Source organism: Ensifer sp. M14, from assembly GCF_003355565.1.
Classification (GTDB): Bacteria; Pseudomonadota; Alphaproteobacteria; order Rhizobiales; family Rhizobiaceae; genus Ensifer.
In genome coordinates, this window is record NZ_QJNR01000014.1 from 323,165 (window position 1) to 337,367 (window position 14,203).

The following is a 14,203-nucleotide window of genomic DNA, read 5'->3' on the forward strand; positions in this document are numbered from 1 at the left end:
CGGCAGGCTGTGTCCGGTTTGGATGCTCTCTTGGCGCGTTTTCTGGCAAAATGCCGCTTCGCGCTCTTAGGAAATGTTTTAGCGAACAGGCTTTTCGGATGCCGGGCGCTCGGCATAGTCCGCCCGGTTGATGCCGTGCCGCTGCAGCTTGTCGTAGAAGGTCTTGCGCGGAATGCCGAGCGCCTCGATCGTCGCCTTGACGTCGCCGCGCTGCGCCCGCAGCACCTCTTTCAGGATTTCCGCCTCATAGCGCTCGAGTCGTTCGGGCAGGGCGCTGCCGGGTAAGGACGCGCTGGCGGTCGCTTGTCCGAGCGCACCTTCGACGCCAAGGGCGACGCGTTCGGCGAAATGCGAGAGCTCGCGCACATTGCCCGGCCAGGAATGGGACATCAGGTGGTGGCGCACGGCTGGCGAGATATCCGCCACGTCGCGCTTGAAGCGTTCCGCCGCCCGCGTCAGGAAATGCGAAAAGAGAAGCGGGATATCGTCCCGGCGCTCGCGCAATGGCGGGATCGAAAGCGTGACGACATTCAGCCGGAAATAGAGATCCTCGCGGAAATCGCCCCGTTGGGCTGGATCGCCGAGATCGATCTTGGCCGCGGCGATCACGCGGATATCAACGGGGCGGACGAGATTGGTGCCGAGCGGGGTGATTTCGCGGGCTTCGAGCACGCGCAGCATCTTCACCTGCGTCGCCGGTGGCATGGCTTCGATTTCGTCGAGGAAAAGCGTGCCGCCGCTCGCATGCTCGATACGGCCGATGCGTTTCTTAAGCGCGCCGGTAAAAGCACCTTGTTCGTGGCCGAAGAGTTCGCTTTCGATCACCGTTTCCGGCAGCGCGCCGCAGTTGAGCGCCACGAAATTCCCGTCGCGGCGCCGGCTCCATTTGTGCAGCAGTGTCGCGACCACTTCCTTGCCGCTGCCGGTCTCGCCGGCAACAAGCACGTCGACGTCGGTGTCGGCGATATGTCGCAACGTCTGGCGCAAGCGTTCCATGACAGGGGTCTGGCCAATCAGCGGCAGGCTTTCGCCTGCTGTTTCGGCAGCGCGTTTCAGTGCACGGTTCTCCATCACCAGTCGGCGTTTTTCCAAGGCGCGACGCGCGCTCTGCACCAGGCGTTCGGCGGCAAAGGGTTTGGGGATGAAATCGTAGACGCCGTCCTGCAGGGCCTGGACGGCCATGGGGATGTCGCCGTGGCCGGTGACCAAAATGACGGGAAGGTCGGGATCGAAGCCGGCGATGCGGCGAAACAGCGTCAGGCCGTCGATCCCCGGCATGCGGATATCGCTAATGACGATACCGGCAAAGTCTGGGCCGAGCACGGCGAGCGCTTCCGCAGCGCCGGGAAAGGCCATGACGGTCAAACCGGCAAGCTCCAGCGTCTGCGTCATCGCCTTCCTGAGGTCGCTGTCGTCGTCGACGAGGCATACGGATTGCTGCATTGCTCAGGCCCTCTTCAGGCGTACGGTGAAGACGGTGCCATCGGGGCCGGTCTTGACGTCGATATCGCCGCCATAGTCGACGACGATCTCCTTGGAGATGGCGAGGCCGAGACCGAGACCCTCATCCTTGGAGGTGTTGAACGGGGTGAACAGGTCTTCAAGGATATCCGGTCTTATGCCCGGGCCGTTGTCGGCGACAACAAGAAGAACCGTGTCTGACGGACCCAACGCGCAGCTCACGCGGATCTCCGCGTCCGTCCGGTCGCCGAGGGCTTCAAGGGCATTCTGCAGGAGGTTGATCAAGACCTGTTCAAGACGGATGCGATTGCCAAGCACGTTGAGCCCATTGTCAGGCAGGTCGATGACGATCGCGTCCATGCGGCCGGCAAAACGGCTGCGCAGCAGCATGCGTGCGCCTTCGATCACTTCGCGCATCGCCGTCGGCTCCGCGACGAAGCGGCCCTTTCGCGCGAAGCTGCGCAGCTCGTCTGTGATCGTGCCGACCCGCTCTGTCAGCGTGGCGATGCTTTCGAGATTTTCGATCGCAGTTTCCTTCTGTCCGCGGTCGAGGAAGGTGCGGGCGTTGTCGGCATAGGCGCGGATGGTTGCGACCGGCTGGTTGATCTCGTGGGCGACGCCTGCGGCCACCTGGCCGAGGATCGCCAGCCGGTTGGCCTGGACGAGTTCCTGCTGTACCGCTTGCAGCTTTTCGCCGGTGCGCCGATGGTCGGCGATCTCGTTTTCCAGGTGATCGCGGGCGAGGCTGAGGTCCCGCGTCCGTTCGGTCACCCGGCGTTCCAGTTCGTCGCGTGCGGCCCGTTCGCTGGCTGCAACCTGCGTCAACGATTGGCGCCGACGAAGCAGGAAGGCGGCAAGCGCAATCAGCGGCAGCAACAGGGCGAGCGCCAGCAGTCGCGCCTCGCGGCTCGCCGCGCTCAAAGCAGCATCCAGCGGCGCCAGTTGCTCCAGCCGCCAACTGGTCGAGGGAACCATCGTCTCGACCCTGAGATATTGATTCTCGCTGCTGCCGGGCAGAAGTGCGCTCAGGATGCTCGATCCATCGCTTGTCGGCTCGATCCGTCGAAACGGCAGGGGCAGCAGCGAGGCATCGCCGAACTGCAGGCTGTCGCGGAGGGTTGCAACCCGATCCGGGGGGATGTTGCGGGTGGTCATGAAACGCCACGACGGGAAGCTTGTGATCAGCACGATGCCCCGCCGGTCGGTGACATAGACCGGCTTGCCGGAGGCGAGCCAATCGGCCTCGACCCCGTCGAATTCGAGCTTGGCGACGATGACGCCGATCGGGCCGCCAGGCCCGTCGACACGTCTCGAAATATAAAGGCCCGGCCGCTTGCTGACGTTGCCCATGGCGAAATGCTCGGCCTTGCCGTCGCGCATCGCCATCCGGAAGTATTCGCGAAAAGCGTAGTCGTTGCCGACGAAGCTGGTCGGCTCGCGCCAGTTGCTTGCCGCGACCGCCACGCCGTCGAGGCCGATCGCGTAGATCACCGCCGCATCCGTATTGGCGGCCAGCGCCTCGAGCTTTTGGTCGAGCCGTTGCAAGGGCTGCTCGCCACGCTTTTCGAGGGCGGCCTTCACCTCGACGTCATCGGCCAACACCAGGGGCAATGCGCGCTGGCGTTCGAGCACGGCGCGCAGCAGCGAAGCCTTCAGATTGGCATCGATGCGGCTCTGGATGTCGACGGTTTCAAGCGCCTTCTTTCGCCCATATTCGCCGGCGACAAAAAGGCCCGCTGCCAGCAGAGCCAAAGCGACCGCTGCAAAAATCAGCCAGGCACGGCGCATGTGCCGGTCTGGATCGGCTGGTTTTATGGTGGGCGAGGCGGGTATGGGCATGGCGGAATTGTGCATTATTCCGCCCAAAGTTCCAGAGTGTCTGTGCGGATATTCGCTCAAATCTTTGTGTGCCCGGTGGGCAATCTCCTGAAATTTATCGGAATTTCAATGGCTTGATTGGCCGCGACGCGATCTGGCACGCCCATTGCAAATGACATCCTCATGACAGCCCGAGCTGTCGCGCTTCGGAAATAGGGCCCGGGAGGCCCGGCATGACGCCGGACTGGGTCTCAGTGGAGGATATCATGATTATCGACCAATCCGCGGAACCGCGCGGCAAGACACCTTTCTATCGCCATCTCTATGTCCAGGTCCTGGCGGCCATCGCCGCGGGCATTCTGCTCGGCCATTTCTATCCTGAGATCGGAACGCAGCTGAAACCGCTTGGCGATGCCTTCATCCGGCTCGTCAAGATGATCATCGCGCCGGTGATCTTCCTGACTGTCGCCACCGGCATTGCCGGCATGACCGACCTTGCCAAGGTCGGGCGGGTCGCCGGCAAGGCGATGATCTACTTCCTGACGTTCTCGACGCTGGCGCTAATCATCGGCCTGATCGTCGCCAATGTGGTGCAGCCGGGCGCCGGCATGCACATCGATCCGGCATCGCTCGACGTCAAGGCGGTCAGCTCCTTTACTGAAAAGGCGCACGAGCAGTCGATCACCGGTTTCCTGATGAACATCATCCCGACGACGCTCGTTGGCGCATTCGCCGACGGCGATATCCTGCAGGTGCTGTTCATCTCCGTCCTGTTCGGTCTTTCCCTTGCCATGGTCGGCAAGAAGGCCGAGCCCGTCGTCGACTTCCTGCATGCGCTGACGCTGCCGATCTTCAAGCTGGTCGCGATCCTGATGAAGGCAGCACCCATCGGCGCGTTCGGCGCCATGGCGTTCACCATCGGCAAATACGGCGTCGGATCGATCGCCAACCTAGCGATGCTGATCGGCACCTTCTATGTCACCTCGTTGCTCTTCGTCTTCGTCGTGCTCGGCGCGGTTGCCCGCTACAACGGCTTCTCGATCGTCGCGCTCATTCGCTACATCAAGGAAGAACTGCTGCTCGTTCTCGGCACGTCTTCGTCGGAAGCAGCGCTTCCTGGCCTGATGAACAAGATGGAGAAGGCAGGTTGCAAGCGCTCGGTCGTCGGGCTGGTGATCCCGACCGGCTATTCCTTCAACCTCGACGGCACCAACATCTACATGACACTTGCCGCTCTCTTCATCGCCCAGGCGACCGACATTCCGCTGTCGCTCGGCGATCAGGTACTACTGCTGCTCGTGGCGATGCTGAGCTCCAAGGGTGCGGCCGGCATCACCGGTGCCGGCTTCATCACGCTCGCCGCCACGCTTTCGGTCGTTCCGGCCGTGCCGGTCGCCGGCATGGCGCTGATCCTCGGCATCGACCGCTTCATGTCCGAATGCCGGGCGCTGACCAATTTTGTCGGCAATGCCGTTGCGACCATCGTCGTGGCGAAATGGGAAGGCGAACTGGACGAAGCCCAGCTTGCTGCAACCCTTGGCGGGGACGCTCTGCCAGAGAGCCCGGTTCAGGGCCTGCAGCCCGCCGAATAGAGCTGCCTCCCAGGGCAAGACCGCATCTCGGTGCGGCAAGGCGTGGTCCACTTAGCGGTGGGCCGCGCCCTTTCACGACTGGCTGCAGGTTTCGTTCAGGCTCGCTCCGATTGTTTCGTTGAACGGTTGAGACGAGCTTCTACCGCCGCAAAACATTTTGCGTCGTTGCGTTCTCTTTTCCTGCGTTCAACTGGGCGATATATTCCCGAAGCATGGGAACGCGACGTGGACGGAAGCTCTCCTCGATCAGTTCGAGGCTGGTGATGCGATCGATCCTGAATTTGCGATATCCCTGCCTCAGGCTGCACCAGGCCAAAAGCACGAGCACACGCTCGAGGTAGACGATGCCGAGCGGCAGAACGCGCCTCTCCGAGTGCCGGCCATCGGCGTCGACATAGTCGATGACGATGGCGCGCTCCTGCCAGCAGGCCTCGCGCAGCAAGCCAACGTCTATATCGGGCGCGGACCTCTGCTCGAAACGATGGACCTGCGAGACCGCATGGATCGTCTGCTGCTGCAACCGATCGGGTAGGGTGGCCGTTATCTTCGAAAGCACGGCTTCTGCGGCTTGCGCAAGCTCGGGCTCTCCCATGTGGCGAACTTCGCCGAGCCCCAGCACCAGGGCTTCGATTTCGAGCCGGGTGAAGGTCTGGGGTGGAAGGGCGATGTCTTCTGTCAGGCGGTAGCCAAAACCGCGCTCGCCATCGATGACGGCACCCGCGGCGCGCAGGCTGTCGATGTCGCGGTAGAGCGAGCGCAGCGACACGCAGGTTTCCTCCGCCAGTCGTGCTGCGGTGACGGGCTGCGGCAGGCTGCGAAGCGCCTGGAGAAGACGAAACAAACGATCGCTGCGCGCCATGAACCTACTGACGGAAATTGACAGTTGGGTCGATTTATAAAGAGCCCAGACAGAAACCGCAATCGAGGACCTTTCCATGCTGACGCTCTATCACGCCCCGCGCTCTCGCTCTTCGCGCATCATCACTTTGCTTCGCGAACTGGATGCGCTCGACAAGGTGAACATCGTCATCGTCGACATCACCCGCGGCGACGGTAGTGGCGCCAGGGATCCCAAGAACCCGCACCCGGATGGCAAGGTGCCGCTGCTCGTGCATGATGGCGTGGTCATCTGGGAAAGCATCGCCATCATCCAGTATCTGACCGATCTGTTCCCGGAAAAGAAGCTGGCGCCGGTTGCAGGCGACCTCAAGCGCGGCCGCTATCTGAGCTGGCTTGCCTGGTATGCCGGCGTGGTCGAACCGGTGCTGATCGTCGAAGCGGCCGGGATTTCGCATCCCTATCTGCAGGCCACGTTCCGCGGACCCAAGGAGATGGCGCAACAGTTGGAGACGGCGCTGACGGCAAGCCCCTATCTGATGGGCGATGAATTCTCCGCTGCCGATTTGCTGCTCTATTCGCCATTTGCATGGTTCCCGGAAGCGACGCCGGATGTTCCTGCCGTCAAGGCCTGGATCGAGCGCTGCGCTGCGCGCCCATCGGTACAATGGGCGGCGGAGTACGATGCGGCGCAGCAGGTTGCCGCGTAACCGCCAGATCGTTCCAAGCCACAGTCCATTGAAGCACCGCGCGTCCGATTGGGCGCGCGGTGCTCTGTTGTACGCGCCGGTTGGTCGGTCTCCTTGCTTCGTTCCGTTAGCCTTCAACGCTCTTGCGAGATTAGGCGCGGTGACAGCGTCATCGTAGCGACAAGGCCTTGACCGTTATCGAGAACGGAGAGACCCCCGAGGTGGGGAAGATGATGCCCATTCGGTAGATGCGTCATCGGCTCGAAACAGAAGAAATCGGCGTCTTGAGGCGCGTAGAGCATGAAGTGACGGAAAGGCGCTGGCGCTGCGATCTCCAGGCAGAGATCGAGCTCCGGCCACTCGATGACAGCCTTGCCGTCCCAGCCCTCATAGGCGTTGTTCAGCCACTGGAACGGGATCCGATTGCCTCCCTCGAAATCGAGCTCGCCCGGGATCGGGCCGGGTTGATCGGGCAGGTGGTGGGCTCTCTCGGTCCAGTTACGATCGGCCTTCGCCGTCAGCCGAGTGCCTGCGGTTTTCGGGAAGAAAGGATGGTGCCCAAGGCCCATCGGCAACGCGAATGCCGACCTATTGGTCACGGAAAGCGTGACAGTCACGCGGTCGCCGATAATGCTGAAATGCTGAAGGGCGTCATAGGCATAGGGGCTCGGCCCGACCGAGCCATGTTGATAGCGCAGGCATGCCGCAGTTTCGCTATGCGAGATGACCTCCCATGCCGCCAGCCAGCCGTCGCCATGCAGGTAACACGGATCGCCGGCATTGGGTGCGAGCGCGAAGCGATGGTCGGAGAGCGTGAACGCGTTGCCCTCGAGCCGGTTGCCGAAGGGAACGAACGGAAAGCTTGCCTCAGTGCCGTGGCGCTGAGACGCGAGACCTTCGGTGCGTGTAGGGCGCAAGATCGGCACACCGTGATATGAGCCGGAGAGGATCGAGCTGCCGAAGCGGCTCAATTCGATCGAAAGCGCACCATTGTCGAGCCACAGAATGTCCCCGGACATAGGGCTGCTAGGCCCTGCGCCCGGCAGCCGATGAACGCAGGTTGTCGAGCAAGACTGCGAGCAGCAGGATCAGGCCGCGCACGACATACTGGTAGAAGGCCTGGATGTTGAGCAGGTTCATGACGTTCTCGGCAATGCCCATGATCAGCACGCCGACGATCACGCCGGTCATCGCCGCACGGCCACCGGCAAGCGAGACGCCGCCAAGCACGCAGGCAGAGATAACGGAGAGCTCAAGGCCCGTTGCCGCGTTCGGCTGGCCCGAGGTGATGCGCGAGGCCAGCAACACACCGGCGACGGCGCAGACGAGACCCTGCAGTGCGAAGATCCAGATGCGCATGCGCGCGACATCGACGCCGGCAAGGCGCGAGGCCTCCGGATTGCCGCCGATTGCCAGCGTGTTCTTGCCGAAGACGGTGCGGTTCAACAGGAAGCCGAAGGCGACGAAGAACAGCGCCATGACCCAGATCGGCGTCGGGATGCCGAGGAAGCGCGACAGCGCCAGCTGGTAGAAGCTCGGGTCGTTGATGCCGACGGCGCGGCCGTCCGATGCAATCAGCGCCAGACCACGCACGATCTGCATCGTCGCAAGCGTGGTGATCAGCGCGTTGATGCGGAAGCGGGCGATGACGACGCCGTTGACCGTGCCGACGAGGCCGCCGCAGATGAGCGCCGCGACGAGGCCGAGCAGGATCGATCCGGTGGCATTCGATGCCATGACCGCGACCATGCCGGAAAAGGCAACGGTCGAGCCGACGGAAAGGTCGAAATCGCGCGAGGCGAGGCAGAACATCATGGTGCAGGCGACGATGCCGATGGTGACGACGGACTGCAGCAGGCCGAGCATGTTGCGCTCGGTCAGGAAGTTGGGCACCGTCAGCGACACGACGAGAAATGCCAGCGCGAAGATGACGACGAGGCCCTGTTCGCCGAGAAGGAGTTTTTTCAAGGAGGTCATCGTCACCGTACCTGTGCGTGAGGAAGAGTGTTTAGGTTTTGAACGTCCGGCAGGGCGGCGGCGAGAATGCGCCGCTCGTCGAACTCGGCTCTCGGAATATCGGCAGCGACGCGGCCTTCGCACATGACCATGATGCGGTCGGCGATGCCCATGACTTCGGGCAGCTCGCTGGAGATCACCACGATCGCCATGCCATCCGCGGCCAGTTCATAGAGGATTTCGTAGATTTCCGACTTTGCGCCGACATCGATGCCGCGTGTCGGCTCGTCGATAACAAGCACCTTGACGCCTTCTTCGGACAGCCACCGGCCGAGAATGACCTTCTGCTGATTGCCGCCTGAGAGATTGATGATGTCCTGGCGGCGTGACGGCGTGCGCACGCGCAGCTTGGCGATGAACTTGTCGGCAAGCGCACCCTCTTTCTTCGGATTGATAAGGCCGAAGGGCGAAAAATGGCGGCGCGAGGAGATCGTCATGTTCTCCTCGATCGAACGTCCCTGGACGATGCCGTCGAACTTGCGGTCTTCCGGGCAGAGCACGATGCCGGAGCGGATGGAATGCGGCGGGCTGTCGGCCGTGATGGTGACGCCGTCGACCGATACCGAGCCGCCGGTGCGAGCATCGGCGCCATAGACGAGGCGGGCCATTTCGCTGCGGCCGGCGCCGATAAGGCCGAAGAAGCCGAGGATCTCGCCGCGTCTGACGGAGAAGCTTAAAGGTTGGCGCAGTTTCGGTCCCGAAATGTTCTCGACGCGCAGCCGCTCTTCACCGAGGCTGCGCTCGCGCCAGCCCCAGATATTGGCGATCTCGCGGCCGACCATCTCCGAAATGATCTGGTCGCGTGTCACCTTCGAAATGTCGGGATGATGGGCAGCGAGCTTTCCGTCGCGCAGCACCGTCAGGCTGTCGCAGAGGCGGAAGATCTCGTCGAGGCGGTGGGAAACGTAGAGGATGACCGTGCCGTTGGCGCGCAGCCGATCGATCAGGGCAAACAGGATCTCGCTCTCTCTGGAGGATAGCGATGAGGTCGGCTCGTCGAGCGCGATGACGCGCGCATCGAGCATGACGGCCTTGGCGATCTCGACCATCTGCCGCTCGCCGATCGAAAGCGAGGCGACCTTGACGGTCGGATCGACATCGATGCCGATCTCGGCAAGCTTTTGTGAAACGACTCCGGTCAGTTGCTGGCGGTCGATGACGCCGGCCTTGCCCGGAAACCGCCCAAGCCAGAGGTTTTCGGCAACCGTCAGTTCCGGAACGAGTTGCAGTTCCTGGTGAATGACGATGACGCCGGCATGAAAGGCGTCGCGCACCGAGCGGTAGTGTTGCTGTTCGCCGTCGATCAGGATTTCGCCGGTATCGGCCGACTGGTCACCCGAGAGCACGCGGATGAGCGTCGACTTGCCGGCGCCGTTTTCGCCCATCAGCCCGTGAACCGCACCCTTTTTCACTGAAAAGGAGACGTTCGACAGCGCCTGAACGCCGGGATAGCCCTTGGAGATGGATCGGAATTCGAGGAAGTCTTGCATCTGCGACGCTCCGTAAAGGGACGCCCGGCGATGATAAACCGCCGGGCTCAAGGTCATCGAAGACGACGATTATTCGATGCCGAGGTCCTTGCGAACCGCTTCATAGGTGTCGCGAAGCGCGATCTGGCCGGCGGTCAGCGTCAGCTTTTCCGGCTCCTTGCCGTTGGCGACCCACTCATACATGTTGAGCGCGGTCTCATAGCCATGGCGCTTCGGCGAGATGATCACGGTGCCGTAGAAGCCTGTAGCCGTGGGCTTTTTGAACTCGTTGATGGCCGAGTCCGCGCCGCCGATGCCAACGCCGATCATGCTGTCGGGGGCGATGCCGACGGTTTCGGTGGCGCGTACCGCACCGAGGACCGCTTCGTCATTAAGGCCGACGGCGACCCACTTCTTGATGCCGGCATTCTTGTTGAGAACGACGGTCGAGGCGTTGAGGGCAGCTTCGGTATCGGTCTTGGCCTGCGGCGCGTCGAAGATGTTGGCTTCGGGGAAGCCGTTTGCCTTCAGTACGGAGAGCGCGCCTTCGACGCGGTCGACGGCGGTCGGCAGCTGGTCGTAGGAGACGCGGATCGCGCCGACGTCCTTCATGTCCCACCCGCGCTTCTTGATCTCGTCGACGATCGACTGGCCGACGGCTTCGCCGATCTTGGTGGCCGAGATGCCCATGTGCGGCACGTCTTCGATCGGGCTGCCATCAGCGTTGACCAGGCGGTCGTCGACCGTCATCATTTTGAGATCGTTGGCGGCAGCCTTGGCGATGATGCCCGGGCCGAGCTTGACGTCGGGCGTGCAGATGATGAAGCCCTGAGCGCCCTGGGCGCCGAGGTTGTCGATCGCCGACTGAACCTTTTCGCCATCTTCCGCGCCGATCTTGACCAGCGTGAAGCCTTTTTCCTTGGCAGCGACGTCGGCGAATTTCCATTCGTCCTGGAACCAAGGTTCCTCGGGCTGCTTGACGATGAAGCCGATCTTGACGTCGGCGGCGAAAGCCGACGTTGCGGCGAATACGGCGACGGTGCCAGCCAGAATGGCGGCTTTGAAGAAGCGCATGATTTCTCTCCCTGGTGAACTGCCTCCTGCAGTTGCCATTTGTGTATGATGAATCATCATATCCGTCAATTGCCTTTGTATGATGATTGAGATAGTGATGTATAACTATTACCGAAGCGCGTCCCTGATCCCTGTCGCGAGGGACGATGATCTGGGGTAAAAGCATCGGCGGAACTGAAGGATGGGTGGAGATGCAGATGGAAGGTCAGGAGCCGCAGGGCGTGGCAGGAGAGCAGGTACAGCGCCGGCCGCGCGTCCAGAAGAATGTGACAAGGACCATCGCCTCCGACATCTGTGCCGATATCTTTCCCGTCGGCTCCTATCTGCCGCGCGAAAATGATCTCTGCGAACGCTATGGCGTCAGCCGGACCGTCATCCGCGAATCGCTGAAAATCCTGGAATCGAAGGGCATGGTGCGTGGCCGCTCGCGGGTCGGCACCGTCGTTTGCGGCAAGGATGAATGGAACATCCTCGATGCCCAGGTGCTCGAATGGATCGGCGAGCGCATTTTCGAATTCGACCTGTTGAACTGCATTCTGGAAGCGCGCAGGGCGATCGAGCCGGTTGCTGCAGAATTTGCCGCCGAGCGTGCGACCGTGCAGGAAATCGCCGATCTCGAACGGGCCTGGCAGGCGATGCGCGACGGCGAGGGCGATGTCGCCGGCTTCACCGACGCCGACGTCGCTTTCCACACCTGCCTGCTCAAGGCCAGTCACAACCAGGTTTTCCTGCAGTTGGTCGGCATCATCCAGGCGGCGCTCAAGTTTTCGTTGCATGCCTCGAACGAAGCTGCCGAGCGGCGCGACGAAGCGATCGACGTCCATCGCGAGCTGGTCGAGGCGCTGCGCATGCGCGACAAGGCGGCTGCGCGCGATTGCTCGATCCGCATGCTCGATCTTGCCGCGCGCGACCTGGCGACGGCGGTCAAGCAGCACAGCCCCGCCAAACCCGTTCTCTGAAAATCCCGCAGCTGTGCGCCCGCACGGCCCGTCACGACACGTTATCCCCACCGAACCGGACATCATTCCATGAAGATCACCAAGCTCACGACCTATATCGTCCCGCCGCGCTGGCTGTTTCTCAAGGTGGAGACCGACGAGGGCATCGTCGGTTGGGGCGAGCCGGTGGTCGAAGGCCGGGCGCTGACCGTCGAGGCGGCCGTGCACGAGCTTGCCGATTATCTCGTCGGCAAGGATCCTTTCCTGATCGAGGACCATTGGAATGTGATGTATCGCGGCGGCTTTTACCGCGGTGGCGCCATTCACATGAGCGCACTTGCCGGCATCGACCAGGCGCTCTGGGACATCAAGGGCAAGGCGCTGGGCCAGCCGGTGCATTCGCTGCTCGGCGGCCAATGCCGCGACAAGATCAAGGTCTATTCCTGGATCGGCGGCGACCGCCCGAGCGATGTCGCCCGCAATGCCAAGGACGTGGTGGCCCGCGGCTTCAAGGCGATCAAGCTCAATGGCTGCGAGGAGCTGCAGATCGTCGACTCCAACGAGAAGATCGACAAGGCGGTCGAGACCATCGGCATCATCCGCGATGCGATCGGCCCGAACATCGGTATCGGCGTCGATTTCCACGGCCGGGTGCACCGGCCGATGGCCAAGGTGCTGGCCAAGGAACTCGAGCAGTTCAAGTTGATGTTCATCGAGGAGCCGGTGCTGTCGGAAAACCGCGAGGCGCTGAAGGAAATCGCCAACCATTGCTCGACCCCGATCGCGCTCGGCGAGCGGCTCTACTCGCGCTGGGACTTCAAGTCGGTGCTGGCGGACGGTTATGTCGACATCATCCAGCCTGATCTTTCCCATGCCGGCGGTATCACCGAATGCCGCAAGATCGCCGCCATGGCGGAGGCCTATGACGTCGCGCTGGCGCCGCATTGCCCGCTCGGGCCAATCGCGCTTGCCGCCTGCCTGCAGATCGACGCCGTCAGCTACAATGCCTTCATCCAGGAACAGAGCCTCGGCATTCACTACAACGAGGCCAACGACATTCTCGACTACGTCTCCAACAAGGACGTCTTCCACTACGAGGACGGCTTCGTCTCGATCCCGCAGGGGCCGGGCCTCGGAGTGGAGGTCGACGAAGCCTATGTCATCGAGCGCGCCAAGGAAGGCCACCGCTGGCGCAACCCGATCTGGCGCCATGAGGACGGCAGCGTCGCCGAGTGGTGACGGCTGCGCCGGTTCGCCAGGTGAGGGAGGGAGAAGACATGAGCAAGCGGCTTTCCGAAAAGCGCATCGTCATCACAGGCGCTGCCCAGGGTATTGGTCTGGCGATGGCGGAAGCCTTCCTGAAAGAGGGCGCCAGTCTCTTTCTGATCGATCGGGACGGGCCGCTGCTCGAAAAGGAGACGGCACGCCTTGCCGCCGACGGCGGCACCGTCGCCGCGACGACGGCTGACATTACCGACGCCGGTGCAATCGCCGAAGCCATCGGCCAGGCAGAAAAGACCATCGGCCGGCCGAACGCGCTGGTCAACAATGCCGGTATCAACGTCTTTTCCGAACCGCTGGCATTGAGCGATGCCGATTGGCAGCGCTGCTTCGACGTCAATCTCAAGGGCGCATGGAACTGCAGCCGGGCCGTGCTTCCCGGCATGATCGAGGATGGCGGCGGCGTCATCCTCAACATCGCGTCCACGCATGCCTTCACCATCATTCCGCACACGTTTCCCTATCCCGTGGCAAAACATGCGCTTCTCGGCATGACCAAGTCGCTCGGCATTGAATACGCCTCCAAGGGCATAAGGGTAAACGCCCTTGCGCCTGGATACGTGCTGACACAGAAGGCCGTCGAATACTGGAACAGCTTCCCGGACCCGGTCGCTGCCGAAGCCGAAACGATGAAACTGCACCCAGGCGGCCGTATCGCGACCGCCGATGAAATCGCCCGTGCCGCGCTGTTCCTGGTGTCGGACGAGTGCACCTTCATCAACGCCACCTGCCTGACCGTCGATGGTGGGCTGAGCGTGCTGCACCATCCCTAAAACCGAGCCGTGTGGCTTGGTCATAATTGTGGTGCGCCATGCACCGCCGTGCCCGCTGTTGCCGCGCTTGCCGATTGATACGGCGCGCGCGGTGGCGCCCTGTGCCCTTGCTGCGACTTTTCACTTTCTCATCCGACGTACTCGCTCGACTTCCGTTCTGCTCTCACGGCTTCCGCATCGACGAGTGAGCCGGTCAGTTTGCGCGGGTTTGACGCTTGACCGCGAATAACTCCGATTATATGAGAAATAAAAGTT

General features: G+C 62.3%; 12 protein-coding genes. 5 read left to right on the plus strand and 7 right to left on the minus strand.

All coding sequences use genetic code 11. The annotated features are described in order from the left end of the window. Positions 1 to 78: 78 nt before the first annotated feature. Together BLJAPNOD_RS30085 and BLJAPNOD_RS30090 are read right to left on the minus strand one after the other, a co-directional pair. Positions 79 to 1,443 carry a sigma-54 dependent transcriptional regulator gene (locus tag BLJAPNOD_RS30085; protein WP_077501344.1) on the minus strand — a complete coding sequence of 455 codons (1,365 nt, stop codon included), beginning with the start codon at positions 1,441 to 1,443 and terminating at the stop codon, positions 79 to 81. Between the two features lie 3 nt (positions 1,444 to 1,446). After that, positions 1,447 to 3,315, minus strand: a complete 1,869-nt coding sequence (locus tag BLJAPNOD_RS30090) for a sensor histidine kinase (protein ID WP_115422471.1) — start codon at positions 3,313 to 3,315, stop codon at positions 1,447 to 1,449. A 230-nt stretch (positions 3,316 to 3,545) separates the two neighbouring features. Between BLJAPNOD_RS30090 and BLJAPNOD_RS30095 the strand changes: the two genes are divergently transcribed. After that, complete coding sequence (locus BLJAPNOD_RS30095; protein ID WP_115422741.1) at positions 3,546 to 4,871, plus strand: dicarboxylate/amino acid:cation symporter; 1,326 nt, start codon at positions 3,546 to 3,548, stop codon at positions 4,869 to 4,871. Positions 4,872 to 5,010: 139 nt separating this feature from the next. Here the strand turns inward: BLJAPNOD_RS30095 and BLJAPNOD_RS30100 are convergent, their stop codons facing one another. Next, positions 5,011 to 5,730, minus strand: coding sequence for a YafY family protein (locus BLJAPNOD_RS30100; protein WP_115422742.1), 720 nt, complete (start codon positions 5,728 to 5,730; stop codon positions 5,011 to 5,013). Between the two features lie 76 nt (positions 5,731 to 5,806). Here BLJAPNOD_RS30100 and BLJAPNOD_RS30105 point away from each other — a divergent pair, with 76 nt between their 5' ends. After that, on the plus strand, positions 5,807 to 6,418 hold the full coding sequence (locus BLJAPNOD_RS30105) for a glutathione S-transferase family protein (RefSeq protein WP_115422472.1): 612 nt from the start codon (positions 5,807 to 5,809) through the stop codon (positions 6,416 to 6,418). A 113-nt stretch (positions 6,419 to 6,531) separates the two neighbouring features. On the opposite strand, the gene BLJAPNOD_RS30110 is transcribed toward BLJAPNOD_RS30105, so the two are convergent. The 4 genes from BLJAPNOD_RS30110 to BLJAPNOD_RS30125 all read right to left on the minus strand — a co-directional run bounded on the left by BLJAPNOD_RS30110 (position 6,532) and on the right by BLJAPNOD_RS30125 (position 10,956). Then, complete coding sequence (locus BLJAPNOD_RS30110) at positions 6,532 to 7,416, minus strand: aldose 1-epimerase (protein ID WP_115422473.1); 885 nt, start codon at positions 7,414 to 7,416, stop codon at positions 6,532 to 6,534. Positions 7,417 to 7,423: 7 nt separating this feature from the next. Continuing rightward, positions 7,424 to 8,374, minus strand: a complete 951-nt coding sequence (gene araH / locus BLJAPNOD_RS30115) for an L-arabinose ABC transporter permease AraH (protein ID WP_077501411.1) — start codon at positions 8,372 to 8,374, stop codon at positions 7,424 to 7,426. A 2-nt stretch (positions 8,375 to 8,376) separates the two neighbouring features. Further along, positions 8,377 to 9,903 carry an L-arabinose ABC transporter ATP-binding protein AraG gene (gene araG / locus BLJAPNOD_RS30120; protein WP_077501351.1) on the minus strand — a complete coding sequence of 509 codons (1,527 nt, stop codon included), beginning with the start codon at positions 9,901 to 9,903 and terminating at the stop codon, positions 8,377 to 8,379. A 69-nt stretch (positions 9,904 to 9,972) separates the two neighbouring features. Next, a complete protein-coding gene (locus BLJAPNOD_RS30125) occupies positions 9,973 to 10,956 on the minus strand; it encodes an arabinose ABC transporter substrate-binding protein (protein ID WP_077501352.1) in 984 nt (327 codons plus the stop codon). A gap of 197 nt (positions 10,957 to 11,153) precedes the next feature. Between BLJAPNOD_RS30125 and BLJAPNOD_RS30130 the strand changes: the two genes are divergently transcribed. The 3 genes from BLJAPNOD_RS30130 (at position 11,154) to BLJAPNOD_RS30140 (ending at position 13,948) form a co-directional block, all read left to right on the plus strand. Then, positions 11,154 to 11,915: a FadR/GntR family transcriptional regulator gene (locus BLJAPNOD_RS30130; protein WP_077501353.1), complete on the plus strand. Its 762-nt coding sequence runs from the start codon at positions 11,154 to 11,156 to the stop codon at positions 11,913 to 11,915. Between the two features lie 69 nt (positions 11,916 to 11,984). After that, positions 11,985 to 13,133, plus strand: a complete 1,149-nt coding sequence (gene dgoD, locus BLJAPNOD_RS30135) for a galactonate dehydratase (protein WP_115422474.1) — start codon at positions 11,985 to 11,987, stop codon at positions 13,131 to 13,133. Between the two features lie 38 nt (positions 13,134 to 13,171). Continuing rightward, a complete protein-coding gene (locus tag BLJAPNOD_RS30140) occupies positions 13,172 to 13,948 on the plus strand; it encodes an SDR family oxidoreductase (RefSeq protein WP_115422475.1) in 777 nt (258 codons plus the stop codon). Positions 13,949 to 14,203 lie beyond the last annotated feature (255 nt).

Coding starts and splice junctions, on each gene's coding strand:
- BLJAPNOD_RS30095 (WP_115422741.1), top strand. CDS start 3,546: ATGATTATCGACCAATCCGCGGAACCGCGCGGCAAGACACCTTTCTAT.
- BLJAPNOD_RS30090 (WP_115422471.1), bottom strand. CDS start 3,315: ATGCACAATTCCGCCATGCCCATACCCGCCTCGCCCACCATAAAACCA.
- araG (WP_077501351.1), bottom strand. CDS start 9,903: ATGCAAGACTTCCTCGAATTCCGATCCATCTCCAAGGGCTATCCCGGC.
- BLJAPNOD_RS30105 (WP_115422472.1), top strand. CDS start 5,807: ATGCTGACGCTCTATCACGCCCCGCGCTCTCGCTCTTCGCGCATCATC.
- dgoD (WP_115422474.1), top strand. CDS start 11,985: ATGAAGATCACCAAGCTCACGACCTATATCGTCCCGCCGCGCTGGCTG.
- BLJAPNOD_RS30110 (WP_115422473.1), bottom strand. CDS start 7,416: ATGTCCGGGGACATTCTGTGGCTCGACAATGGTGCGCTTTCGATCGAA.
- BLJAPNOD_RS30140 (WP_115422475.1), top strand. CDS start 13,172: ATGAGCAAGCGGCTTTCCGAAAAGCGCATCGTCATCACAGGCGCTGCC.
- BLJAPNOD_RS30125 (WP_077501352.1), bottom strand. CDS start 10,956: ATGCGCTTCTTCAAAGCCGCCATTCTGGCTGGCACCGTCGCCGTATTC.
- araH (WP_077501411.1), bottom strand. CDS start 8,374: ATGACCTCCTTGAAAAAACTCCTTCTCGGCGAACAGGGCCTCGTCGTC.
- BLJAPNOD_RS30130 (WP_077501353.1), top strand. CDS start 11,154: ATGGAAGGTCAGGAGCCGCAGGGCGTGGCAGGAGAGCAGGTACAGCGC.
- BLJAPNOD_RS30100 (WP_115422742.1), bottom strand. CDS start 5,730: ATGGCGCGCAGCGATCGTTTGTTTCGTCTTCTCCAGGCGCTTCGCAGC.
- BLJAPNOD_RS30085 (WP_077501344.1), bottom strand. CDS start 1,443: ATGCAGCAATCCGTATGCCTCGTCGACGACGACAGCGACCTCAGGAAG.